This is a genomic window from Streptomyces sp. NBC_01618 (assembly GCF_045209435.1).
GTDB lineage: Bacteria > Actinomycetota > Actinomycetes > Streptomycetales > Streptomycetaceae > Streptomyces.
In genome coordinates, this window is sequence record NZ_CP109297.1 from 5,846,234 (window position 1) to 5,868,859 (window position 22,626).

Consider the following 22,626-nt stretch of genomic DNA (forward strand, 5'->3'; position numbering starts at 1 on the left):
TCAGGTGCACTTACAGTGAATTCCGGAGCGCCGGAATCATTTGACTGAAGTGGCGGCACCGGGGGAATGGCCCGACTTTCATCGGGCAACCGAAGCAGCATACAACGGCCGCGTCGGTAGAACGAAACTACCATGGGTTCCGCCGCCCCCCGTCCCGCCCCTGTCACCGCCGGACCCGGCGCGCGGGGGCTACTCTGCGGTGCAGCCGGCCACCCACGGCCGATCTTCGAGGAGGACCGACAGGTGCCGCAGACCGCCGACGAGATGGACGCCGTCGCGGTGCGTACCTGGTGCTCACTGGCGCTGGAGGCGCTGGGCCGCGAGCGCGAGGCGATCGACGCGATCAATGTGTACCCCGTCGCGGACGGGGACACCGGTACGAACCTCTATCTGACCGTCGAGTCCGCGAACCAGGCCGTCGAAGCGGTCTTCGCCGCCCACGAGACCGGCACGACCGTGCCCGTCGCCGCCGACGTGGTACGGGCCATGGCGCACGGGGCCCTGATCGGTGCCCGCGGGAACTCCGGCACGATCCTGGCCCAGTTGCTGCGCGGGATGGCCGGGGTGCTGGCCGGCGGGCACGACGCGGACCACCTGCGCCGGGCGCTCACGAGCGCCGCGGTTGCCGCCCGGCAGGCCGTCGCCCACCCCGTCGAGGGCACCGTGCTCACCGTGGCCACCGTCGCCGCCGAGGCCGCCGGGAGCACGGCGGACGACGCCGGAACCGCGGCGGTGGCGGCGGCGGCGTACGAGGGGGCGCGGACGGCCCTGGAAGCGACCCCCGGACAACTCGCCGTCCTCGGGCGTGCGGGCGTCGTGGACGCCGGTGGACGTGGCCTGCTGACCGTGCTCGGCGCGCTCGTCGAAGCGGTCTCCGGTCGGGCGCCCGAGCGGACGTACGTCGCCGCGCCCGCACCCGCGCTTTTGGTGCCGGACGACTGCGCGGTGGCCGATGCGGAGGGCGGACCGGCCTTCGAGGTCATCTACCTGCTGGAGGCCACGGACGGCGCCGTGGACCGGCTGCGGACCCGGCTCGACGGACTCGGCGACTCGCTCGTCGTGGTGGGCGGCGACGGACTGTGGAACGTCCACGTGCACGTCGACGACGCGGGTGCGGCGGTGGAGGCCGGCGTCGAGGCGGGGCGGCCGTATCGCATCCGGATCACCCACTTCGGCGCGGACCGGGCGCATCCCCACGCCGAACCCGTGCAGCGCGCGGTCGTCGTGGTGGTGCCCGGCGACGGGCTCCGCGGCCTGTGCGAGGAGGCCGGGGCGACGACGGTCCTGGCGCGCCCCGGGGAGCCCCCCGCCAGCGGCGAACTCGTCGACGCGATCCGCCGGGCGCACGCCCGCGAGGTGGTCCTGCTGCCCAACGACGCCGAGTTGCGCCACACCGCCGCCGCGGCCGCCGAACAGGCCCGCGCGGAGGGGGTCAGGGTCGCCCTGATCCCGACCCGGGCCGCCGTCCAGGGCATCGCGGCCCTCGCCGTCCACGAACCCGACCGCAGCTTCGACGAGGACGTGGTCGCGATGACCGCCGCGGCCGGCGCCACCCGCTACGCCGAACTGGCCGTCGCCGAGCGGCAGTCCTGGACCATGGCGGGCATCTGCCAGGCCGGCGACATCCTCGGCCTGATCGACGGCGACGTCGCGGTCATCGGCGAGGACGTACCCGAAACGGCCCGCAACGTGCTGGACCGCATGCTGGCGGCGGGCGGCGAACTGGTCACCCTGGTCCTCGGCGAGGACGTCCCCGACAGCCTCGCGGACGCGCTGGAGGAGCACGTACGCGAGGGCTATCTGGCGGTCGACACGGTGATGTACCGCGGCGGTCACCAGTGCGCTCCGCTGCTGATCGGGGTGGAGTAGGGCAGCGCGGCCGCGCCGCCGACGCGCTCTCTCGTCCGGACCGCCGCCTCCGTACAACCTCAAGGCCCCTCCGGGCCCGTTCCCGGCCGCCTGCGGGGACAGTTCCGACCAGGGGATTCCGGCGTTCCGGGCGGTGCCCGCCGGACATCTGTCAGTGGTGTGGTGTGCAATGGATCGCGTGTCTGCGTTCGATGAACCCCTCAAGAAGCTGCTCGGCGGAGCCACCGCGAAGGTGATGGCCGACCATCTCGACCTGCACACGGTCGGTGATCTGCTGCACCACTACCCGCGGCGGTACGAGGAGCGCGGCCGGCTCACGGCGCTGACCGACCTCCCGCTGGACGAGCACGTGACGGTGGTCGCCCAGGTCGCCGACGCCCGCATCATGATGTTCAACAACGGCCGCGGCAAGCGCCTCGAAGTGACCCTCACCGACGGCAGCGGCCGCCTCCAGCTCGTCTTCTTCGGCCATGGCGTCCACAAGCCGCACAAGGAACTGCTGCCCGGGCGGCGGGCGATGTTCGCGGGCAAGGTCTCCGTCTTCAACCGCAAGATGCAGCTGGCCCACCCCACGTACCAGCTGCTGGAAGCCGAGTCCATCGACGGGGCCGAGGCCACGGAAGCGGTGGACGCCTTCGCCGGGCGGCTGCTGCCGATCTACCCGGCCTGCAAGCAACTGGACTCGTGGCGGATCGCCAAGGCCGTCGACACCGTGCTGCCCAGCGCGCGGGAGGCCGTCGACCCGCTGCCGCCGAATCTGCGCGAGGGCCGCGGGCTCACCCCGCTCCCGGAGGCGCTGCTGAAGGTGCACCGCCCGCAGACCAAGGCGGACATCGCCCAGGCCAGGGACCGGCTGAAGTGGGACGAGGCATTCGTCCTCCAAGTCGCGCTGGCCCGCCGCAGATACGCGGACACCCAGCTCCCGGCGGTCGCCCGGAAACCCGCCCACGGCGGACTGCTCGACGCCTTCGACGCCAAGCTGCCATTCACCCTCACCGAGGGGCAGCGGAAGGTCTCCCAGGAGATCTTCGACGACCTGGCGACCGAGCATCCGATGCACCGGCTGCTGCAAGGAGAGGTCGGTTCGGGCAAGGCGCAACCTCTTGACTCCTTGATCCTCACGCCCAGGGGTTTCCAGCTGATGGGAGACCTGCAGGTGGGGGACGAAGTTGTGGTGCCCACCGGAGAAATCGCCCTCGTCGACGGAGTCTTTCCTCAAGGTGAGCGTGAGGTGTGGCGCATGGTTCTCTCCGACGGCAGCTCTGTCGAGTGCGATGACGAGCATCTGTGGATCGTCGGCACGAGCTGTGGGTGGCATCGGGGCCAGCCCCCCAAGGTGATGACGGCACGGGAGATCCGCCTCGACACATTCAAGGCCAATGGGTCGTCGAAGTGGTACATCCCGGCGGCGACACCCGTCGACCTCGGAGGCGACTGCGGTCTGCCGCTCGATCCCTACCTCTTCGGGCTGCTGCTGGGTGACGGGTCGTTCCGGCACAACCTGCGTCTGTCCACGATCGACGACGAGATCCGTGACGCGGCGGCAGCAGCAGTCGCCCCGGATTGCCACTTGGTTCCTGTGACCGGGTCTCGGTGTGACTACACGATTCAGCTGGTCCATCGCCCCGGAGGCGTACGGAATCCCGTCATCCAAGCGCTGCGTGACCTGGACCTGTGGGGTGTGACATCCCACGACAAGTTCGTTCCAGACGCGTTCAAGAACACTTCGATCAAGAATCGGCTGTCTCTCCTGCAGGGGTTGCTGGACACTGATGGCACGATCCACGCAGACGGCATGGGAGCTTCTCTCTGCTCTGCCTCGCTCAGGCTCGCGGAGGACGTAGCGTGGCTCGTGCGCTCGCTCGGCGGGCGCGCGCGAGTGCTGCCAAGAAAGGCCGCCTTCAATGTCTCGGTCGCGCTGCCTGACGAATACGCCCCGTTCAGGCTGTCACGCAAGGCTGAGCGGGTACGCCCGCGACCGAAATGCAACACATTCCGGCGGGGAATTCGTAGCGTGGAGCACGTAGGCCGGAAACCGGTCCAGTGCATCAGCGTCGCTCACCCGAGCCACGCCTATGTCACGGACCACTTCACCGTGACGCACAACACGATGGTCGCGCTGCGCGCGATGCTCGGCGTCGTCGACGCGGGCGGACAGGCCGCCATGCTCGCGCCCACCGAGGTGCTCGCCCAGCAGCACCACCGTTCCATCACGGAAATGATGGGCGAGCTGGCCGAGGGCGGAATGCTGGGCGGCTCCGAGCAGGGCACCAAGGTCGTGCTGCTCACCGGCTCCATGGGCGTCGCGGCCCGCCGTCAGGCGCTGCTCGACCTCGTCACCGGCGAGGCCGGGATCGTGATCGGCACGCACGCGCTGATCGAGGACAAGGTGCAGTTCCACGACCTGGGCCTGGTCGTCGTCGACGAACAGCACCGCTTCGGGGTGGAACAGCGCGACGCGCTCCGGTCCAAGGGGAAACAGCCGCCGCACCTGCTGGTCATGACAGCCACCCCCATTCCCCGTACGGTCGCCATGACCGTCTTCGGCGACCTGGAGACCTCCGTACTGGACCAGCTGCCCGCCGGCCGCTCGCCGATCGCCAGCCACGTCGTCCCCGCCAAGGACAAACCGCACTTCCTCAGCCGCGCCTGGGAACGGGTCCGGGAGGAGGTGGAGAGCGGGCACCAGGCCTACGTGGTCTGCCCCCGCATCGGCGACGACGCCGAGGACGAGGCGGCAGGGAAGAAGGGGAAGAAGAAGGCCCCCGAGGACGACGGCGAGAAGCGCCCCCCGCTCGCCGTCCTGGAGATCGCCGAACAGCTCGCCAAGGGCCCGCTCACCGGGCTGCGCGTCGAGGTGCTGCACGGCAGGATGAACCCCGACGACAAGGACGACGTGATGCGCCGCTTCGCCGCGGGCCAGGTCGACGTCCTCGTCGCCACCACCGTCATCGAGGTCGGGGTCAACGTCCCCAACGCCACCGTGATGGTCATCATGGACGCCGACCGGTTCGGGGTCTCCCAGCTGCACCAGCTGCGCGGCCGGGTCGGCCGCGGCTCGGCCCCCGGACTCTGCCTGCTGGTCAGCGAGGCCCACGAGGCGAGTCCGGCCCGCGCCCGCCTGTCCGCCGTCGCCGCGACCCTCGACGGCTTCGAACTGTCCCGGATCGACCTCGAACAGCGCCGTGAGGGCGATGTCCTCGGCCAGGCCCAGTCCGGGGTCCGCTCCTCGCTGCGGATGCTCACCGTCATCGACGACGAGGAGGTCATCGCCGCAGCCCGCGAGGAGGCCGCGGCGATCGTCGCCGCCGACCCGGAGCTGGAACACCTGCCGGAGCTGCGGACCGCGCTGGACGCGCTGCTCGACAAGGAGCGCGAACAGTACCTCGACAAGGGGTGACGGGTGCGCGGGCGTGTGTCGAAAGTCCCGCCGTCCGCCCGAAGGACGGGCCCGGCGGCGTCCGGTGCGTGCGATCGCAAGGCGGAGGGTCGTCCTCGTACTGGACGTACTTGGACGAGCCCGACAACGCAGCGAGCGTGCGTGCCAGGCGTCGCGGGGCAGGCGGGACTTCCGACACACGCCCGCGGGCCCGATCCGCCGCGACGCCATATCGTGGATGCCACGGCGCCGCAGCATTCTGCGGGCCACCCACGAACCGAGGACCAGACACCCATGACCCGCGTGATCGCCGGCTCGGCCGGCGGACGCCGCCTGGCCGTCCCGCCCGGCACCGGCACCCGCCCCACCTCCGACCGAGCACGCGAGGGCCTCTTCTCCACCTGGGAAGCCCTCCTGGGCAGCCTCCACGGCACCCGCATCGCGGATCTGTACGCGGGCTCCGGCGCCGTCGGCCTGGAAGCGCTCTCGCGCGGCGCCGTCCACGCCCTGCTCGTCGAGACCGACCCCAGGGCCGTCCGCACCGTCCGGGACAACGTCCGCACGCTCGGACTGCCCGGCGCCGAAGTCCGCACCGGCAAAGCAGAACAGATCGTGACGGGGGCGGCGCCCGCGGAGCCCTACGACGTGGTGTTCCTGGACCCGCCGTACGCCGTGACCGACGACGATCTCGCCGAGATACTGCTCACACTCCGTACCCAGGGGTGGCTCGCAGCCGATGCGCTCGTCACCGTGGAACGCAGCACCAGAGGCGGAGAATTCAACTGGCCCAAGGGATTCGAGCCACTGCGGGCCCGTCGCTACGGCGAGGGAACGCTTTGGTACGGTCGCGCCGCCTCTACGTGCGAAGACGCACGATGACCGGACCGGAGAGCGAGGGAATCAAGTTGCGCCGCGCCGTCTGCCCGGGGTCGTTCGACCCCATCACCAATGGACACCTCGACATCATTGGCCGCGCCTCCAAGCTGTACGACGTCGTACATGTCGCGGTGATGATCAACCAGTCCAAGAAGGGCCTCTTCACGGTCGATGAGCGCATCGATCTGATCCGCCAGGTCACCGCGGACTTCGGCAACGTCCAGGTCGAGTCCTTCCACGGCCTCCTGGTCGACTTCTGCAAGCAGCGCGACATCCCGGCGATCGTGAAGGGCCTGCGGGCCGTCAGCGACTTCGACTACGAGCTGCAGATGGCCCAGATGAACAACGGCCTCTCCGGCGTCGAGACGCTCTTCGTGCCGACCAATCCCACCTACAGCTTCCTGTCGTCCTCCCTGGTCAAGGAGGTCGCCACCTGGGGCGGCGACGTCTCCCACCTGCTGCCCCCGGTGGTCCACGCAGCCCTCGTGGAGCGTCTGGGAGAGCGCTGATCCGGCGCCGAGTATCTGGCGAACCGTCACCAGGTGTCGGGCGGGCGCCGACTGGCCGTACAGTCGTCCCGTCCGTCTCCAATCAGCTGTAGAGAGTGGCGAGCACACGGTGGACGTGCAGAAGAAGCTCGACGAGATCGTCGAGGCGGTCGGGAGCGCCCGGTCCATGCCCATGTCGGCTTCGTGCGTGGTCAACCGCGCCGAGCTGCTCGCGATGCTCGAAGAGGTGCGCGAGGCCCTGCCCGGCTCGCTCGCCCACGCCCGGGAGCTCATCGGCGGGCGGGAGCAGATGGTCGAGCAGGCCCGGCAGGAGGCCGAGCGGATCATCGAGGCCGCACACGCCGAACGCGCCTCGCTGATCTCCGGGACCGAGGTCGCCATGCAGTCCCGCAGCGAGGCCGACCGGATCCTCGGTGAGGCCCGCCGGGAGGCCGAGGAGGTCCGCGCCGAGGCCGACGAGTACGTCGACAGCAAGCTCGCCAACTTCGAGGTCGTCCTCACCAAGACCATCGGCTCCGTCGACCGGGGCCGCGAGAAGCTCCTCGGCCGCGGCCAGGCCTTCGACGAGCAGGGATACGAGGACCCGGACTTCGCCGAGGCCCCCGAGCGCAGCACCGACCCGGCCACGCTCCAGCGCCGCGCCGACGAGTACGTCGACACGAAGCTCGGCGCCTTCGAGGCCGTGCTCGCCAAGACCCTGGAGGCGGTCGGCCGCGGCCGGCAGAAGCTGCACGGCCGGGTCGCCACCGACGAACTCGGCGCGCACATGGCCGCCCAGGACGCGGCGGGCAACCAGGTCCGCATGAGTGACGAGGACCACTGGGCCGGCCTCGCCGAACTCGCCACCCCTGAGCCGCAGCCGGTGCACCAGCAGCTCCAGCCGCACTTCCCCGCCCAGGACCGGCCGGACTACGCGGAGCCGTACGCGTACCAGGAGCAGCCGCAGCAGGACGTCTACGGGTACCAGCAGCAGCTCGACCCGTACGCCGCGTACCAGCAGCAGGGCTACGACCAGAGCCAGGCCCAGGCCCAGACCCCGGTCCAGGGGTACGACGGCTGGCAGCAGCAGCCCATGCAGCCCCAGCAGGCGTTCCAGCCGCAGGGCGAGAGCGCCCTCGACGAGACCAGCCTGTTCGACACCAGCATGATCGACCTGGACCAGCTGCACCGGTACGAGCAGGAACGCTGACCGGTCGCCTTACGGCGGCCCGGTCGCCACGGCGTCCGGGCCGTACAGGGGCCCGGCGGACCGGATTGGGAGCTGGGCGGCGTGTCCAGTATCCTGGCTCTCCGGTCGCGTATGTCCGCGATTCAAGCTGCCCGCTTCGCATCCGAAATCCGGGCGGCCCTCCCCACGCTGTGTGATGCACATGATTTCGAAAGCAGGAAAAGCCCTGAACGGCCACCTCGACCACCGAAACCCTCTCGTGTTCGATACGCACGAGTTGGGCCGGCGTCCTGGTGCCCTCCAGCGGCTGACCCGCACGGTGGACGCACCCGGCTCACCGCCCCTCGGCATCGACGAGGTCATCGGTGTGCCGGAAGGCGCCCCCGTGGAGCTGGAGCTCCGTCTCGAATCGGTCATGGAGGGGGTGCTCGTCACGGGTACCGCCCGTGCGTCGGCCGAGGGGGAGTGCGTAAGGTGTCTGGAGCCGCTGCGCCTCGAGGTTGCGGCGGACTTCCAGGAGATGTTCTCGTACCCTGACGCCGATGACCGGGGCCGCAGCCACAAGGCGGAACCGGCCGACGACGCCGAGGACGACGAGGACAGGCTCTTCATCGAGGACGGCCTGTTCGACCTCGAACCAGTGCTGCGCGATGCGGTGGTGCTCGCACTGCCGATGCAGCCGGTGTGCCGGGAGTCCTGTGCCGGTCTGTGTTCCGAATGCGGAATCAGGCTGGACGAGAATCCCGGTCATCACCACGATGCCGTCGACATCCGTTGGGCGGCATTGCAAGGACTCGCCGACACCGTTCAGGACGGCGAGAAGGACAACATGGGCGGCGCCGAAGCGGGCGTCGACGAGAAGCAGGAGAAGTAGCCGTGGCCGTTCCGAAGCGGAAGATGTCGCGCAGCAACACGCGCCACCGCCGGTCGCAGTGGAAGGCTGCGGTCCCCACCCTGGTTTCGTGCGAGCGTTGCCAGGAGCCGAAGCTGCAGCACATCGCGTGCCCCAGCTGCGGCACGTACAACAAGCGCCAGGTCCTCGAGGTCTGAGCGGCTGGTGAGAGGCCCGATGTCTGAGTTGTCCAACGCCAAGAAGCAGGCAGACAACGTCAACACAGCCTCGTCCCACACGCTTCTGGAAGGGCGGCTCGGGTATCACCTCGAGTCCGCCCTTCTGGTGCGTGCGCTGACCCATCGTTCGTACGCATACGAGAACGGCGGTCTGCCGACCAACGAGCGGCTCGAATTCCTCGGGGATTCGGTGCTCGGCCTGGTCGTCACGGACACGCTGTACCGCACCCACCCCGATCTGCCCGAAGGCCAGCTGGCCAAGTTGCGGGCCGCGGTGGTCAACTCGCGTGCACTTGCGGAAGTGGGCCGCGGCCTCGAACTCGGCTCCTTCATTCGGCTCGGCCGCGGTGAAGAGGGCACGGGCGGCAGGGACAAGGCGTCCATCCTCGCCGACACCCTTGAAGCGGTGATCGGCGCGGTCTATCTCGACCAGGGCCTCAGCGCGGCCTCGGAGCTGGTTCACCGGCTCTTCGACCCGCTGATCGACAGGTCCTCCAACCTCGGCGCCGGCCTGGACTGGAAGACCAGCCTCCAGGAACTCACCGCGAGCGAGAGCCTCGGCGTCCCCGAGTACCTCGTCACGGAGACCGGCCCGGACCACGAGAAGACCTTTACTGCTGCTGCTCGCGTCGGTGGTGTCTCGTACGGCACCGGCACCGGCCGTAGCAAGAAGGAAGCGGAGCAGCAGGCGGCCGAGTCCGCCTGGCGTGAGATCAGCGCCGCCGCGGAAGCGCGGGAGGCCGCGGCGAAGGCCGCTGCCGACGGAGGGGCCGCCGGCACCCCGACCGACCCGTCGCCGTCCGCGGACGTCGCTCCGGCCTGACCCCGAATCCCCCTGGTGCCCAGCGCACCGGGGGGTTTTCGCTGCCCGGATACCCTGGAAACGTCCCTGAGGAGCCACACCGTGCCCGAGCTGCCCGAGGTCGAAGTCGTACGGCGGGGTCTTGAGCGCTGGGTCACCGGCCGGACCGTCTCAGACGTGAAGGTGCTGCATCCGCGTGCCGTCCGTCGCCACCCCGCGGGCGGTGTGGACTTCGCTGCCCGGCTGGGCGGTGCCCGCCTCGGCCCGGCCATGCGGCGCGGCAAATACCTCTGGGTGCCGCTGGACGACGCGTCCAGCTCACTGCTCGGCCACCTCGGCATGAGCGGCCAACTGCTCGTACAGCCGCAGGACGCCCCCGACGAGAAGCATCTGCGCATCCGGATCCGCTTCCAGGACTCGCTCGGCACCGAGCTGCGCTTCGTCGACCAGCGGACGTTCGGGGGGCTCTCGCTCCACGAATGCGCCGCCGACAGCACGGACGGGCTGCCCGACACCATCGCACACATCGCCCGCGACCCCCTGGACCCGGCCTTCGACGACGCGGCGTTCCACGCGGCCCTGCGACTGCGCCGTACGACGATCAAGCGCGCCCTGCTCGACCAGTCGCTGATCAGCGGAGTCGGCAACATCTACGCCGACGAGGCGCTCTGGCGCGCCAAGCTGCACTACGACCGCCCGACCTCGACCCTCACCCGCCCCAAGTCGGCCGAGCTGCTGGGCCATGCCCGCGACGTGATGAACGCGGCGCTCGACCAGGGCGGCACCAGCTTCGACAGCCTCTACGTCAACGTGAACGGCGAGTCCGGCTACTTCGACCGCTCCCTCGACGCGTACGGGCGGGAGGGCGAGCCCTGCCACCGCTGCGGTACGCCGATACGCCGCCGGGCGTGGATGAACCGCTCCAGCTACTTCTGCCCGCGCTGCCAGCGGCCGCCGCGCACCGTTTCCTAGGTCCGGACCTCCGGGCGCGGGTGGGTCTCGTCGTACCGGTCACGGGCCCGGAGCACCTCGGGCATCCGGCCCTCGACGAGTTCGATCAGCGCGAGCAGTCGTTCGGCGACCTGCCGGCCCAGGGGCGTCAGTTCGTAGTCGACGCGCGGCGGATTGGTCGGCTGGGCCTCGCGGTGGACCAGACCGTCCCGCTCCAGGGCGTGGAGCGTCTGCGAGAGCATCTTCTCGCTCACCCCGTCGACCCGGCGACGGAGCTCGTTGAAGCGGAAACCGCCGTCGTACAGGGCTCCCAGCGTCAGACTGCCCCAACGCCCGGTGACATGCTCCAGGGTGCCGCGCGAGGGGCACTGCCGGGAGAACACGTCGAAGGCGAGCGCGTCCAGACGGGTCTTCTCGTCCATGCCGACAGCCTACGCCGCACAGCGCTCACTGCCGGGGTGCGCTTTCTCCCGGTGAGCGGCCGTCAGAAGCCGAAGTCCTGGGTCCACCAGGGGCCGCCCGCGCCGAAGTGCACGCCGACGCCGAGCGTCTTGTAGTCGCAGTTGAGAATGTTTGCCCGGTGGCCGGCGCTGTTCATCCAGGTGTCCATCACGGCCTGTGCGTCGGCCTGGCCGCGGGCGATGTTCTCGCCGCCGAGCCCCTGCACCCCGGCGTCCAAGGCGCGGTCCCAGGGGGTCCGGCCATCGGGGTCGGTGTGGTCGAAGAAGCCTCGGGCAGCCATGTCGTCGCTGAAGTTCTGGGCGAGCGAGGCCAGTGAGGCGCTGGCCGTCACCGGGCTGCAGTCGACCTTCGAGCGTTCCTGATTGACCAGGGCGAGCACGGCGGCCTGGGCGGAGGTGGCGGCGGCCGGCGCCGCGGACCTGCGGGCGGCCGGAGCGGAGGAGGCGGGGGCCTGCGGAGCGGCCGACGACTTCTCGGCCGTGGCCGGCGCGGTGCTCTTCGAGGCTTCCGGCGCGGCGGCCTTCGACGATGTCGCAGAGGTGGGCGACGGGGACGGCTCCGTCCGCCCGGTCGGCTCGGACGTCCTCGACGGCGTGGCGGACGACGGGGATCCGGCGGGGGACTTCGCCTTCGTCGGGCCGTCGGCCCGCCGGACACCGCGACTGGCCTGGGCGGACGCACTGGCGCGGTCGTCAGGCGCAGTGGTCGAGCCGCCCCGGCCCACTTCGGTACGGACCTGGTCCGCGACCGGGCCACCGCCGACCGAGTAGGTGTCGCCGCCCGGCAGCAGGCCGGAGGCGACCGCAACGGCCCCCACGGCGAGGGCGGCGGAGACGCCGATCAGTCCGGTACGAACAGGTGTCCGGGTCCGCTTCCCGTGGCGCGCACTGCGGCGGCGCCCCGAGTCCCCCGCCGCGCGGTCCCGAACGGCAGGAGTTGCGGCGGAGCGACGATGGCGTCCCATCTACTGAGCCCTTCTGACGGTCTGGACGCCGTCTCGGCGTCAACATGACTCACCCGATCGGGTGAGGTTATTGCGACCGGACTGTACGCCATGGCTTCTCGGCAGGAAGTGCTCCGCGAGCAATCGGCCGGTTAGCGTTCAGGCATGAACGAAGATGTACGGCTCACAGCCTGGGTGCGCGGCGGAGTACAGCAAGTAGGGTTCCGCTGGTTCACCAGGGCAAATGCTCTGGAGATCGGCGGTCTCACCGGTTTCGCAGTCAATCTCGACGACGGCAGGGTGCAGGTCGTAGCCGAGGGGCGACGTGAGAATTGCCACCGCCTGCTGGACTGGCTGCGGTCGGACGACACACCCGGGCGCGTTGACGGAGTCACTGAGATATGGGACACCCCGCGCGGCGGTTACGACGGCTTCGCAATCCGCTGATCCGGGCCCGGTCCGGCTCCGGACGGATTGGCCGTGTTCGGACCGTGTTCGAAAGATGGCGTGGGGTGAGGCGGCGGGGTGCTCATCTGCGTACACATGAAATGACCTGCGGAATGACCCGGTGGTTGCCAAGATTCGGTTGGCATGCCAGGCTGCGGCAGTAAGGATGATCTCCACGCCCTCGAGGGCCCCTCAGGAGAGTCGCGCCGCATGATCGTCAAGCCGCGCGCCCCAGGGCTGCCCGCCTCTACAGGGCGTGATCGTGTTGACCGTCAAACTTTTTGGTGAGACGCTGAAATCCCCGCGCACCGCAGCTGTTCGGCAGAGCTGTTTGGCAGCAGAACAGCAGTGAATACAGAGCACTGCCGAGCACCGCGGGTGCGATTCCCTCACGACCCACACCGCATCGGTCGGTCACTCAGTGTGGAGGACCATCCATCATGGCAAAGGCGCTTCTCGGTTACGTCGGCGGTTCCGACCCGCGACTCCTCGCCGAGATGCGACGGCTCCAGCAACGCGTCCAGGATCTCGAATCCGAGCTCGTACGGATTCAGGACGAGAACGACGCGCTCAATGCCGCCGCCCAGCACCAAGAGTCGCTGCTCGACAGCATCGACATCGACGTACCTCAGGCGGAGCCGGCGCTAACCTGACCGATGGCCCTCGAGGCCGGTCGGGCCGTACGCGTCAGCCGTCCGAGATCATCACCCGGATTGTCGCCGGATCATTGAAGATCACTGCTCTTGATCTGTCACCTTCGTGACACATCCTTGATCCGTCAATGCCGCTGCACCAGTAACACCGCACGCAACACCGCACAAGATTTACAAGGGGCGCCTCGGCGTCCCTTCTTTCTTTTGCGGACCTCTCCGCGCGGACCTGTGCGGTACCCGCCCCGGACGTACACCCCTTCCCTTACCGTCTGATGTGCCCTGCACCTTCATCGGCGAAACCGAGAGCGAAAGGTAGAGTCCGGCGGCGTGCACCTCAAGGCCCTGACCCTGCGTGGTTTCAAATCGTTCGCCTCCGCCACGACGCTGCGGTTCGAACCCGGTATCACGTGTGTCGTCGGCCCCAATGGGTCGGGCAAGTCCAATGTGGTGGACGCGCTCTCCTGGGTCATGGGGGAGCAGGGTGCCAAATCCCTGCGCGGCGGCAAGATGGAAGACGTGATCTTCGCCGGCACCACCGGGCGGCCGCCGCTCGGCCGGGCGGAAGTATCGCTGACCATCGACAATTCCGATGGCGCACTGCCCATCGAGTACGCCGAAGTGACGATCACTCGGATCATGTTCCGCAACGGCGGCAGCGAATACCAGATCAATGGCGACACCTGCCGGCTCCTGGACATCCAGGAACTCCTCTCGGACTCCGGTATCGGCCGGGAGATGCACGTCATCGTCGGCCAGGGCCAGCTGGACTCCGTACTCCACGCCGATCCGATGGGGCGGCGCGCATTCATCGAGGAAGCCTCGGGCGTGCTCAAGCACCGCAAGCGGAAAGAGAAGGCGCTGCGGAAACTGGACGCGATGGGAGCCAATCTGGCCCGTGTCCAGGACCTGACCGACGAGCTGCGACGGCAGCTGAAACCGCTGGGCCGGCAGGCGGCCGTGGCGCGCCGGGCCGCCGTCATCCAGGCCGATCTGCGCGATGCCAGGCTGCGGCTGCTCGCCGACGACCTGGTGCGGCTGCACACCGCGCTGCGCAGCGAGATCGCCGACGAAGCGGCGCTCAAGCAGCGTCGGGAGGCCGCGGAGGCGGAGCTGAAGGCGGCGCTGGCGCGCGAGGCGGAGCTGGAGGACGAGGTGCGACGGCTGGCGCCGCGGCTCCAGCGGGCTCAGCAGACCTGGTACGAGCTGTCGCAGCTGGCCGAGCGGGTGCGCGGCACGATCTCGCTGGCCGACGCCCGGGTGAAGAGCGCCTCGGCCGCCCCCGAGGAGGAGCGGCGCGGTACGGGATTCAGGGACCCTGACAGCATGGAGCGGGAGGCCGCCCGCATCCGTGAGCAGGAGGCGGAGCTGGCGGCCGCGCTGGAGGCGGCGGAACACGCGTTGGAGGACACCGCTGCCCATCGTGCCGATCTGGAACGGGAGTTGGCGGCCGAGGAGCGCAGGCTCAAGGACGCCGCGCGGGCCATCGCGGACCGCCGCGAAGGACTCGCCCGGCTGCACGGGCAGGTCAACGCGGCCCGCAGCCGGGCCGGTTCGGCGCAGGCCGAGATCGACCGGCTGGCCGCCTCCCGCGACGAGGCGCGGGAGCGGGCGGCGGCCGCTCAGGAGGAGTACGAACAGCTCAAGGCCGAGGTCGAGGGCCTGGACGCGGGCGATGCGGAGCTGGGTGCGCGGTACGACGCCGCCAAGCGGGAACTCGCGGAGGCGGAGGCGGCGCTCGCCGCGGCCCGGGAGGCGGCCACCGCCGCCGAACGGAAGCGGGCGGCGGTCGCGGCCCGCCATGAGGCGCTGGCCCTCGGCCTGCGCCGCAAGGACGGCACCGGTGCTCTGCTCGGCGCGCGGGACCGTCTGTCGGGCCTGCTCGGACCGGCTGCGGAACTCCTGACGGTGGAGCCGGGGTACGAGGTGGCCGTGGCGGCGGCGCTGGGCGCGGCGGCGGACGCGGTCGCGGTGACGGACCCGGCCACGGCGGCGGACGCGATCCGGCTGCTGCGCAAGCAGGACGCGGGGCGGGCGGCGCTGTTGCTGGGCGGGGTGCGTGATCGCGGCGGGGGCGGCGGTGGCGCTGCTGCTTTTGGTGGCTCTGACGGCTCGGGTGCGGGCGTCGCCTCTGGCACCGGTGGGGGCGATGTGACCGCAGTGTCCGCCGGAACTCCGCCCGCCGTCGCCGGCCTCGTCGGTGGGCCGGCCGAACTGGTGGGCGCCGTGCGGAGGCTGGTGCGGGACATGGTGGTCGTCGGCACCCTGGAGGACGCCGAGGACCTCGTAGCCGCACGCCCGGAGCTGACGGCCGTCACCGCCGAGGGGGACATCCTCTCGGCCCACTTCGCGCACGGCGGTTCCGCCGGAGCGCCGAGCCTCCTCGAAGTGCAGGCGTCGGTCGACGAGGCCGCCGCCCAGCTGGAGGAACTGGCCGTGCGGTGCGCGGAGTTGACCGAGGCGCAGCGGATCGCCGGGGAGCGGCGGGGCGCGTGTGCCGAGCTCGTCGAGGAGCTGGGGGAGCGGCGCCGGGCCGCCGAGCGGGAGAAGTCCGGGGTGGCCCAGCAGCTCGGCCGGCTCGCCGGGCAGGCCCGCGGAGCCGCGGGCGAGGCCGAACGGACGACGGCGTCCGCCGCCCGTGCCCAGGAGGCCCTCGAACGGGCGACGGAGGAGGCCGAGGAGCTGGCCGAGCGGCTGCTCGTCGCCGAGGAGATGCCGGTCGAGGAGGAGCCGGACACCTCCGTACGCGACCGGCTCGCCGCCGACGGTGCCAACGCCCGCCAGACCGAGATGGAGGCCCGCCTCCAGGTCCGTACCCACGAGGAGCGGGTCAAGGGACTCGCGGGCCGCGCGGACGCCCTCGACCGGGGCGCCCGCGCCGAACGCGAGGCCCGGGCCCGCGCCGAGCAGCGCCGCGCCCGGCTGCGGCATGAGGCGGCGGTGGCCTCGGCCGTCGCGTCGGGCGCCCGTCAGCTGCTGGCCCACGTCGAGGTGTCCGTCGTACGGGCTGAGCAGGAGCGGGTCGCGGCCGAGGCGGCGAAGGCGGAGCGGGAACGGGAGCTGGCGGCCGAGCGCAACCAGGGCCGCGAGCTCAAGAGCGAGCTGGACAAGCTCACCGACTCCGTCCACCGCGGCGAGGTGCTCGGTGCCGAGAAGCGGCTGCGGATTGAGCAGGTGGAGACGAAGGCGCTGGACGAACTGGGCGTCGAGCCGGCCGGGCTGACCGCCGAGTACGGCCCCGACCAGCTCGTACCGCCGTCACCGCCCGCCGAGGGCGAGGAACTGCCGGAGGACCCCGAGCACCCGCGCAACCAGCCGAAGCCGTTCGTCCGGGTCGAACAGGAGAAGCGGCTGAGGTCGGCCGAACGGGCGTATCAGCAGCTCGGGAAGGTGAATCCGCTCGCCCTGGAGGAGTTCTCGGCGCTGGAGGAGCGGCACAAGTTCCTCTCCGAGCAGCTCGAAGACCTGAAGAAGACCCGGGCCGACCTGATGCAGGTCATCAAGGAGGTCGACGAGCGGGTCGAGCAGGTGTTCACCGAGGCGTACCGGGACACGGCCCGTGAGTTCGAGGGCGTCTTCTCGCGGCTCTTCCCCGGTGGCGAGGGGCGGCTCGTCCTGACAGACCCGGACAACATGCTCGCGACCGGTGTGGACGTCGAGGCCCGGCCGCCGGGCAAGAAGGTCAAGCGGCTCTCGCTGCTGTCCGGCGGGGAACGCTCGCTCACGGCGGTGGCGTTGCTGGTCTCGATCTTCAAGGCCAGGCCCAGCCCGTTCTATGTGATGGACGAGGTCGAGGCGGCGCTCGACGACACCAATCTGCAGCGGCTGATCCGGATCATGGAGGAGCTCCAGGAGAGCTCCCAGCTGATCGTGATCACGCATCAGAAGCGGACGATGGAGGTCGCGGACGCGCTGTACGGCGTCTCGATGCAGGGCGACGGGGTCTCCAAGGTCATCAGCCAGCGGCTGCGCTGACGCTTTCCTCAGCCTTCAAGACTCCAACGCCCCCTTGGGTGATCCTCGGCGAAGGCGGGCAGAAACCAACCTTGACTTCGAAGCTTGAATGAATAGTCTCTGCTGCTTCGCCCGTGTCTTCAAGTGGTGGCAGGCGTGAAGGTATGCGCCACTTGGAGGAGCTCATCCCCCTCAGTCGGAGCTCGTCCCCACACCTGACGATGCGGCCAGGCATCAGGAGTTCACGTGACCAGCACAGCGCAGGGACCGGCGTCCGGAGCCCGAGGGGCCCACCCGGACCACCTGGGCCATGTCATCTTCATCACGGCGGCCGCGGCGATGGGCGGCTTCCTGTTCGGCTACGACAGCTCCGTCATCAACGGCGCCGTCGAGGCGATCCGCAGCCGGTACGACATCGGCTCGGCGACGCTCGCCCAGGTCATCGCCATCGCGCTGATCGGCTGTGCGATCGGCGCGGCCACGGCGGGCCGCATCGCCGACCGCATCGGCCGCATCCACTGCATGCAGATCGCCTCCGTGCTCTTCACCATCAGCGCCGTCGGCTCCGCGCTCCCGTTCGCGCTCTGGGACCTGGCGATGTGGCGCATCATCGGCGGCTTCGCCATCGGTATGGCCTCGGTGATCGGCCCGGCGTACATCGCCGAGGTCTCGCCGCCCGCCTACCGAGGCCGGCTCGGCTCCTTCCAGCAGGCCGCGATCGTCATCGGCATCGCCATCTCCCAGCTGGTCAACTACGGCATTCTGCAGCTCGCCGACGGGGACCAGCGCGGCAGGATCGGCGGTATCGAGGCCTGGCAGTGGATGCTCGGTGTGATGGTCGTCCCCGCCGTTCTGTACGGGCTCCTCTCGCTGGCGATCCCCGAGTCGCCGCGGTTCCTGATCTCGGTCGGCAAGAAGGACCGGGCCCGGAAGATCCTGGCGGAGGTCGAGGGCACGAACGTCGACCTCGACGCCCGGGTGACCGAGATCGAGACCGCCATGCACCGGGAGCACAAGTCCAAATTCACGGACCTGCTCGGCGGCCGCTTCGGCTTCCTGCCGATCGTCTGGGTCGGTATCGGCCTGTCGGTCTTCCAGCAACTCGTCGGCATCAACGTGGCGTTCTACTACTCGGCGACGCTCTGGCAGTCCGTCGGCATCGACCCGTCGGCCTCGTTCCTGTACTCGTTCACCACGTCGATCATCAACATCATCGGTACCGTCATCGCGATGGTGCTGGTGGACCGGGTGGGCCGCAAACCGCTCGCGCTGGTCGGCTCCTCCGGCATGGCCGTCGCCCTCGCCTTCGAGGCATGGGCCTTCTCCGCCCCTCTGGTCGGCGGCAAACTGCCCCACACCCAGGGCATCGTGGCACTCGTCGCCGCCCATGTGTTCGTGCTCTTCTTCGCCCTGTCGTGGGGCGTCATCGTCTGGGTCTTCCTCGGCGAGATGTTCCCGAACAGGATCCGCGCCGCCGCGCTCGGCGTCGCCGCGTCCGCGCAGTGGATCGCCAACTGGGCGATCACCGCGAGCTTCCCGAGCCTGGCCGACTGGAACCTGTCGGGCACGTACATCATCTACGCATGCTTCGCCACGCTCTCGATCCCCTTCGTGCTCAGGTTCGTGAAGGAGACCAAGGGCAAGGCGCTGGAGGAGATGGGCTGATCCCAGCTGGTCAGGGGCGGTCGGGCGCGATCGCCTGGCAGAACAGCCGCAGACTGCGCCATCCCTCCTCGACCGGCATCCCGCCGCACAGCGGATGCAGCACCAGGCTGTCCAGTTCCCCGGCCGCCCCGGCACACTCGTCCGGTGTGACGACCCGGTAGACTCCTTCGTCCCGCAGTTCCGCTACCGTCGTCGCCGCCGAACGCACCGCCGAGCGGATGTCCTTGGACTGCCAGGAGGCGTACGTACACGCCTCGTGCAGGAAGTGCCCGCCGTACTTGGCCCAGGTCCGGTCCGGGTCCTCGGACACATGCAGCAGCGGTGTCACGGCGGACGGCATCATGCAGAAGCCGTCCGTCCCGAACTCCGCACGCCGCTCGTGGTAGTACGCCTCCAGCTCCGGCAGATGCGCGCTCGGGAAGAGCGGCAGCCCGAACCGGGCCGCCCGCCGGGCCGCCGCCCGCGAACTGCCGCCCACCAGCAGCAGCGGATGTGGCTGGGTGTACGGGCGCGGCGTGACCCGGACCGTACGGCCCCGGTACGGGAACGGCTCCCCGGTCCACGCCCGCAACAGGGTCTCCAGGAGCTCGTCCTGGAGCCTGCCGCGCCTGCCCCATTCGACGCCCGCCTGTTCGTACTCCTCGGGCCGGTAGCCGATCCCCGCCACCGTGACCAGCCGGCCCGTGCTCAGCAGATCCAGGACCGCGATGTCCTCGGCCAGCCGCAGCGGGTCGTGCAGTGGGCCGATGATCGCCGAGACGGTGACCGCGATCCGGCGGGTGGCGCCGAAGACCGAGCCCGCGAAGACGAAGGGGGAGGGCAGCCAGGAGTTGGCGGCGCCGTGGTGCTCCTCGGTCTGTACGGTGTCGACGCCGTGCTCGTCGGCGTACGCGGCCATCTCCAGCGCTGCGCGGTAGCGGGCCGAGAGCGACTCGGGGGTGGCGGCGGGATCGACCAGATTGAACCTGACCACGGTGAACGCCATGGCACTTGGCCCCTTCGTCGGGCGGACTCGGCGAGGCGGGACACTAGTTGACGTACCGTCAGAAGTGTAGGGGTGCGTCACGTCGGGGCTCGCCCCTGCGGCCCCGGTCGGCGGGCCGCGGCAGGATCGCGTACAGCGCGGCGGAGACGGCGATCGTGACCGTCCAGCCCAGCCCGTGGTGCCCGATCCAGCCGTCTGCGAGCGGGCCGGAGAACCACTCGACGCCGGTGAAGAGCAGGCCCGCACCAGGCCCGCCGTCCACGCGGCCACCGCCGCGACGGCGAAGCCTCCCGTGTACCAGTAGGCGCTGGAAGGAGTGGTGTCCAGGAGTGCCGCCGGGTCGTACGTACGTCCTCGCAGCTGATCCACGCCGAAGACGCCGATCCGGGCCGAGAACGTCACCGCGAGCAGCGTCAGGAAAGGAGACGAAGGAATCCATGAAGCCCGCCGCCGTCATCATCAGCAACGCGCCCAGGAACAGGCTGATGACGGCATTCACCCCGACCGCCCACGCGCGGGGGATCGTGAATCCCAGCGTCTGTGCGGTGAAACCGCCCGAATACAGCGACATCGCGTTGATCATCAGCATGTCGACCAGCGCCATCAGCAGATAAGGCACCGAGAGCCGGCCGGGCAGCAGGGCGCCGATGAACGAGACGGGGTCGTCGGTGACGGCCGGCCCCGGCGACCGCCATCACGGCACCCATCAGCACCAACGGCAGGCAGGCGATCCCGGCGCCGGCCACGGTCGCCCCGACCACCGCCGGGCCGGACGCGGTGCGCGGCAGATAGTGGGCGAAGTCGGGGCCCGCCGGAATGCAGCTGATCACGCCGCCCACCAGGGTGCCGACCCCGTTGACCACCATCGCGGTCGGTCCGGCGGGCCTGCTCAGGACGTCGTGCCAGGCGGTGCTGACGATCAGGTGGATCAGCACGAGGACGCTGAAGCAGCCGAAGAGATACGTCGACCAGGTGCAGCACACCCGCAGTGCGCGCACGCCCAGCCCGGACACCGGGAAGCTGATCCCCACGAAGGCGACCAGGGTCACCATGATCAGGGTGTTGCTGCTCACGATGCCGAAGAGCAGATTCAGTACGGCGAGCACGGCGTAGGTGCCGGTGACCGCGTTCACCGTTTCCCAGCCCCAGCGGGCGATCCAGATCAGCGTGCCGGGCAGCAGATTGCCGCGCTGGCCGAAGACGGCCCGGGAGAGCGCCATGCCCGGAGCCCCGCCCTCCTTGCCCGCGATCGACACCAGGCCCACCAGTCCGAAACTGACGGCCGGCCCGGCGATCGCGACGGCCGGCACCTGCCAGAAATTCAGTCCGTCGAGGACGATGAGCCCCGCACCCATGGTGAGCAGCAGCACGGTCAGGTTCGCGCCGACTCAGGTGGGGAAGAGGGTCCGGACCCGGCCGGTGCGCTCGCTCTCGGGGACGGGTTCCAGGCCACGGGTCTCCGCGGACGGGATCGTACCGTTACCCCCAAAAGGTGCATAACGCCCATGGTGATGCTGGGGTGGTCCTTCGGGGCGGCCCATGCGGGCGGCGGTGACTGATACTGGGGGGGTTATGGAATTCGTCATCCTTGCTGTAGTCATCGCCCTGGTCGCGGTCGGCGTGATCAGCGGGCTCGTGGTCAGCAGCCGCAAGAAGAAGCAGCTGCCCCCGGCACCGTCGAGTGCGCCGACCATCACTCCTCCCGAGCCCCATGTCGGCGAGGAAGCCGAAGTGCCGCGCGAGGAACCGCGCCGTACCATCGAGGAGGTCGTCCCCCCGGCGGCCGAGGCTCCCGTCGAGGAAGCCCCCGAGGCCGTCGAGCCGGAGGCGCCCGCCGCCCCCGCCATCGAGGTGCCCGAGCCCACCGCCGGCCGGCTGGTCCGGCTGCGTGCCCGGCTCGCCCGCTCACAGAACTCCCTCGGCAAGGGGCTGCTCACGCTCCTGTCCCGCGACAACCTCGACGAGGACACCTGGGAGGAGATCGAGGACACCCTCCTCACCGCCGACGTCGGCGTCGCGCCCACCCAGGAACTGGTGGAGCGGCTCCGCGAACGTGTCCGTGTCCTCGGTACCCGTACCCCCGAAGGGCTGCGCGCGCTGCTGCGCGAGGAGCTCATCACCCTGCTCGGTACCGACTTCGACCGTGCGGTCAAGACGGAGAGCGGCGTCGACACCCCCGGTGTCGTGATGGTCGTCGGCGTCAACGGAACCGGCAAGACCACCACCACCGGCAAGCTGGCGCGGGTGCTCGTCGCCGACGGCCGCAGCGTCGTGCTCGGCGCGGCGGACACCTTCCGGGCCGCTGCCGCAGATCAGCTCCAGACCTGGGGTGAGCGCGTCGGCGCCCGCACCGTGCGCGGACCCGAGGGCGGCGACCCCGCGTCGATCGCCTTCGACGCGGTGAAGGAAGGCATCGCCGAAGGTGCCGATGTCGTCCTCATCGACACCGCGGGCCGGCTGCACACCAAGACCGGGCTCATGGACGAGCTCGGCAAGGTCAAGCGGGTCGTCGAGAAGCACGGGCCGCTCGACGAGATCCTCCTCGTCCTCGACGCCACGACCGGACAGAACGGCCTGGTGCAGGCCCGGGTGTTCGCCGAGGTCGTCGACATCACCGGCATCGTCCTCACCAAGCTGGACGGCACGGCCAAGGGCGGCATCGTCGTCGCCGTCCAGCGTGAACTGGGCGTACCGGTGAAGCTCATCGGTCTCGGTGAGGGACCGGACGATCTGGCCCCGTTCGAGCCCGAGGCGTTCGTGGACGCCCTGATCGGAGACTGACGCCAACCTCGCGCGTACACGTACGTGTAGGCGAAGAGCCCGGCCGCGGGATGCAGCCGCGGTCGGGCTCTTGTGCTGTGCGCGGCAGCCGTCGATGAGCCCCCTTTGCACAAG

General features: G+C 70.1%; 17 protein-coding genes and 1 pseudogene. 14 read left to right on the plus strand and 4 right to left on the minus strand.

Translation table 11 applies throughout. The annotated features are described in order from the left end of the window. The first annotated feature begins 243 nt into the window (after window positions 1–243). From OH735_RS27235 to mutM, 9 genes are all read left to right on the plus strand, one after another. Window positions 244–1,869, plus strand: coding sequence for a DAK2 domain-containing protein (locus OH735_RS27235; protein WP_406384268.1), 1,626 nt, complete (start codon window positions 244–246; stop codon window positions 1,867–1,869). Between the two features lie 169 nt (window positions 1,870–2,038). Further along, window positions 2,039–5,269, plus strand: coding sequence for a helicase-related protein (locus OH735_RS27240; RefSeq protein ID WP_406384270.1), 3,231 nt, complete (start codon window positions 2,039–2,041; stop codon window positions 5,267–5,269). A gap of 273 nt (window positions 5,270–5,542) precedes the next feature. Next, window positions 5,543–6,127 (plus strand): 16S rRNA (guanine(966)-N(2))-methyltransferase RsmD, encoded by a 585-nt coding sequence (gene rsmD, locus OH735_RS27245; protein ID WP_406384271.1) that lies wholly within the window; start codon window positions 5,543–5,545, stop codon window positions 6,125–6,127. 26 nt (window positions 6,128–6,153) lie between these two features. Further along, a complete protein-coding gene (coaD, locus tag OH735_RS27250) occupies window positions 6,154–6,633 on the plus strand; it encodes a pantetheine-phosphate adenylyltransferase (RefSeq protein WP_266752491.1) in 480 nt (159 codons plus the stop codon). Between the two features lie 109 nt (window positions 6,634–6,742). After that, entirely contained in the window at window positions 6,743–7,822 is a 1,080-nt protein-coding gene (locus OH735_RS27255) for a cell division initiation protein (protein WP_406384272.1), read from the plus strand. 181 nt (window positions 7,823–8,003) lie between these two features. After that, window positions 8,004–8,675, plus strand: a complete 672-nt coding sequence (locus tag OH735_RS27260) for a YceD family protein (protein ID WP_384451508.1) — start codon at window positions 8,004–8,006, stop codon at window positions 8,673–8,675. A gap of 2 nt (window positions 8,676–8,677) precedes the next feature. Next, the gene (gene rpmF, locus OH735_RS27265) at window positions 8,678–8,851 is read left to right on the plus strand and encodes a 50S ribosomal protein L32 (RefSeq protein ID WP_003965982.1); all 174 of its coding nucleotides are present in this window, start codon (window positions 8,678–8,680) and stop codon (window positions 8,849–8,851) included. Between the two features lie 19 nt (window positions 8,852–8,870). Further along, window positions 8,871–9,695, plus strand: a complete 825-nt coding sequence (gene rnc, locus OH735_RS27270) for a ribonuclease III (RefSeq protein ID WP_406384273.1) — start codon at window positions 8,871–8,873, stop codon at window positions 9,693–9,695. Between the two features lie 81 nt (window positions 9,696–9,776). Then, entirely contained in the window at window positions 9,777–10,646 is an 870-nt protein-coding gene (gene mutM, locus OH735_RS27275) for a bifunctional DNA-formamidopyrimidine glycosylase/DNA-(apurinic or apyrimidinic site) lyase (RefSeq protein ID WP_406384274.1), read from the plus strand. On the opposite strand, the gene OH735_RS27280 is transcribed toward mutM, so the two are convergent. Beyond that, the gene (locus OH735_RS27280; RefSeq protein ID WP_406384275.1) at window positions 10,643–11,047 is read right to left on the minus strand and encodes a winged helix-turn-helix transcriptional regulator; all 405 of its coding nucleotides are present in this window, start codon (window positions 11,045–11,047) and stop codon (window positions 10,643–10,645) included. The genes mutM and OH735_RS27280 overlap by 4 nt on opposite strands. Before the next feature lie 62 nt (window positions 11,048–11,109). Further along, a complete protein-coding gene (locus OH735_RS27285) occupies window positions 11,110–12,051 on the minus strand; it encodes a CAP domain-containing protein (RefSeq protein ID WP_406384276.1) in 942 nt (313 codons plus the stop codon). Between the two features lie 144 nt (window positions 12,052–12,195). On the opposite strand from OH735_RS27285, the gene OH735_RS27290 reads away from it, so the two are divergent. From OH735_RS27290 to OH735_RS27305, 4 genes are all read left to right on the plus strand, one after another. After that, window positions 12,196–12,477, plus strand: coding sequence for an acylphosphatase (locus tag OH735_RS27290; RefSeq protein WP_406384277.1), 282 nt, complete (start codon window positions 12,196–12,198; stop codon window positions 12,475–12,477). Between the two features lie 440 nt (window positions 12,478–12,917). Then, window positions 12,918–13,130, plus strand: coding sequence for a hypothetical protein (locus OH735_RS27295; RefSeq protein ID WP_018551753.1), 213 nt, complete (start codon window positions 12,918–12,920; stop codon window positions 13,128–13,130). A gap of 327 nt (window positions 13,131–13,457) precedes the next feature. Next, window positions 13,458–17,102: an AAA family ATPase gene (locus OH735_RS27300; protein WP_406384278.1), complete on the plus strand. Its 3,645-nt coding sequence runs from the start codon at window positions 13,458–13,460 to the stop codon at window positions 17,100–17,102. A 225-nt stretch (window positions 17,103–17,327) separates the two neighbouring features. Continuing rightward, window positions 17,328–18,746 (plus strand): sugar porter family MFS transporter, encoded by a 1,419-nt coding sequence (locus tag OH735_RS27305; protein WP_406384279.1) that lies wholly within the window; start codon window positions 17,328–17,330, stop codon window positions 18,744–18,746. 10 nt (window positions 18,747–18,756) lie between these two features. Here OH735_RS27305 and OH735_RS27310 read toward each other — a convergent pair whose 3' ends face one another. Together OH735_RS27310 and OH735_RS27315 are read right to left on the minus strand one after the other, a co-directional pair. Further along, the gene (locus OH735_RS27310; protein WP_406384280.1) at window positions 18,757–19,731 is read right to left on the minus strand and encodes an LLM class flavin-dependent oxidoreductase; all 975 of its coding nucleotides are present in this window, start codon (window positions 19,729–19,731) and stop codon (window positions 18,757–18,759) included. Between the two features lie 58 nt (window positions 19,732–19,789). Beyond that, window positions 19,790–21,272: pseudogene (locus OH735_RS27315) on the minus strand (purine-cytosine permease family protein). A gap of 31 nt (window positions 21,273–21,303) precedes the next feature. Here OH735_RS27315 and ftsY point away from each other — a divergent pair. Then, window positions 21,304–22,512, plus strand: coding sequence for a signal recognition particle-docking protein FtsY (gene ftsY / locus OH735_RS27320; protein WP_406384281.1), 1,209 nt, complete (start codon window positions 21,304–21,306; stop codon window positions 22,510–22,512). Window positions 22,513–22,626: the final 114 nt, after the last annotated feature.

Excerpts from the sequence above, each read along its gene's own strand:
- OH735_RS27240 (WP_406384270.1), top strand. The coding sequence starts at position 2,039 with ATGGATCGCGTGTCTGCGTTCGATGAACCCCTCAAGAAGCTGCTCGGC.
- ftsY (WP_406384281.1), top strand. The coding sequence starts at position 21,304 with ATGGAATTCGTCATCCTTGCTGTAGTCATCGCCCTGGTCGCGGTCGGC.
- rsmD (WP_406384271.1), top strand. The coding sequence starts at position 5,543 with ATGACCCGCGTGATCGCCGGCTCGGCCGGCGGACGCCGCCTGGCCGTC.
- OH735_RS27285 (WP_406384276.1), bottom strand. The coding sequence starts at position 12,051 with ATGGGACGCCATCGTCGCTCCGCCGCAACTCCTGCCGTTCGGGACCGC.
- OH735_RS27280 (WP_406384275.1), bottom strand. The coding sequence starts at position 11,047 with ATGGACGAGAAGACCCGTCTGGACGCGCTCGCCTTCGACGTGTTCTCC.
- OH735_RS27310 (WP_406384280.1), bottom strand. The coding sequence starts at position 19,731 with ATGGCGTTCACCGTGGTCAGGTTCAATCTGGTCGATCCCGCCGCCACC.
- OH735_RS27295 (WP_018551753.1), top strand. The coding sequence starts at position 12,918 with ATGGCAAAGGCGCTTCTCGGTTACGTCGGCGGTTCCGACCCGCGACTC.
- OH735_RS27290 (WP_406384277.1), top strand. The coding sequence starts at position 12,196 with ATGAACGAAGATGTACGGCTCACAGCCTGGGTGCGCGGCGGAGTACAG.
- OH735_RS27260 (WP_384451508.1), top strand. The coding sequence starts at position 8,004 with ATGATTTCGAAAGCAGGAAAAGCCCTGAACGGCCACCTCGACCACCGA.
- rnc (WP_406384273.1), top strand. The coding sequence starts at position 8,871 with ATGTCTGAGTTGTCCAACGCCAAGAAGCAGGCAGACAACGTCAACACA.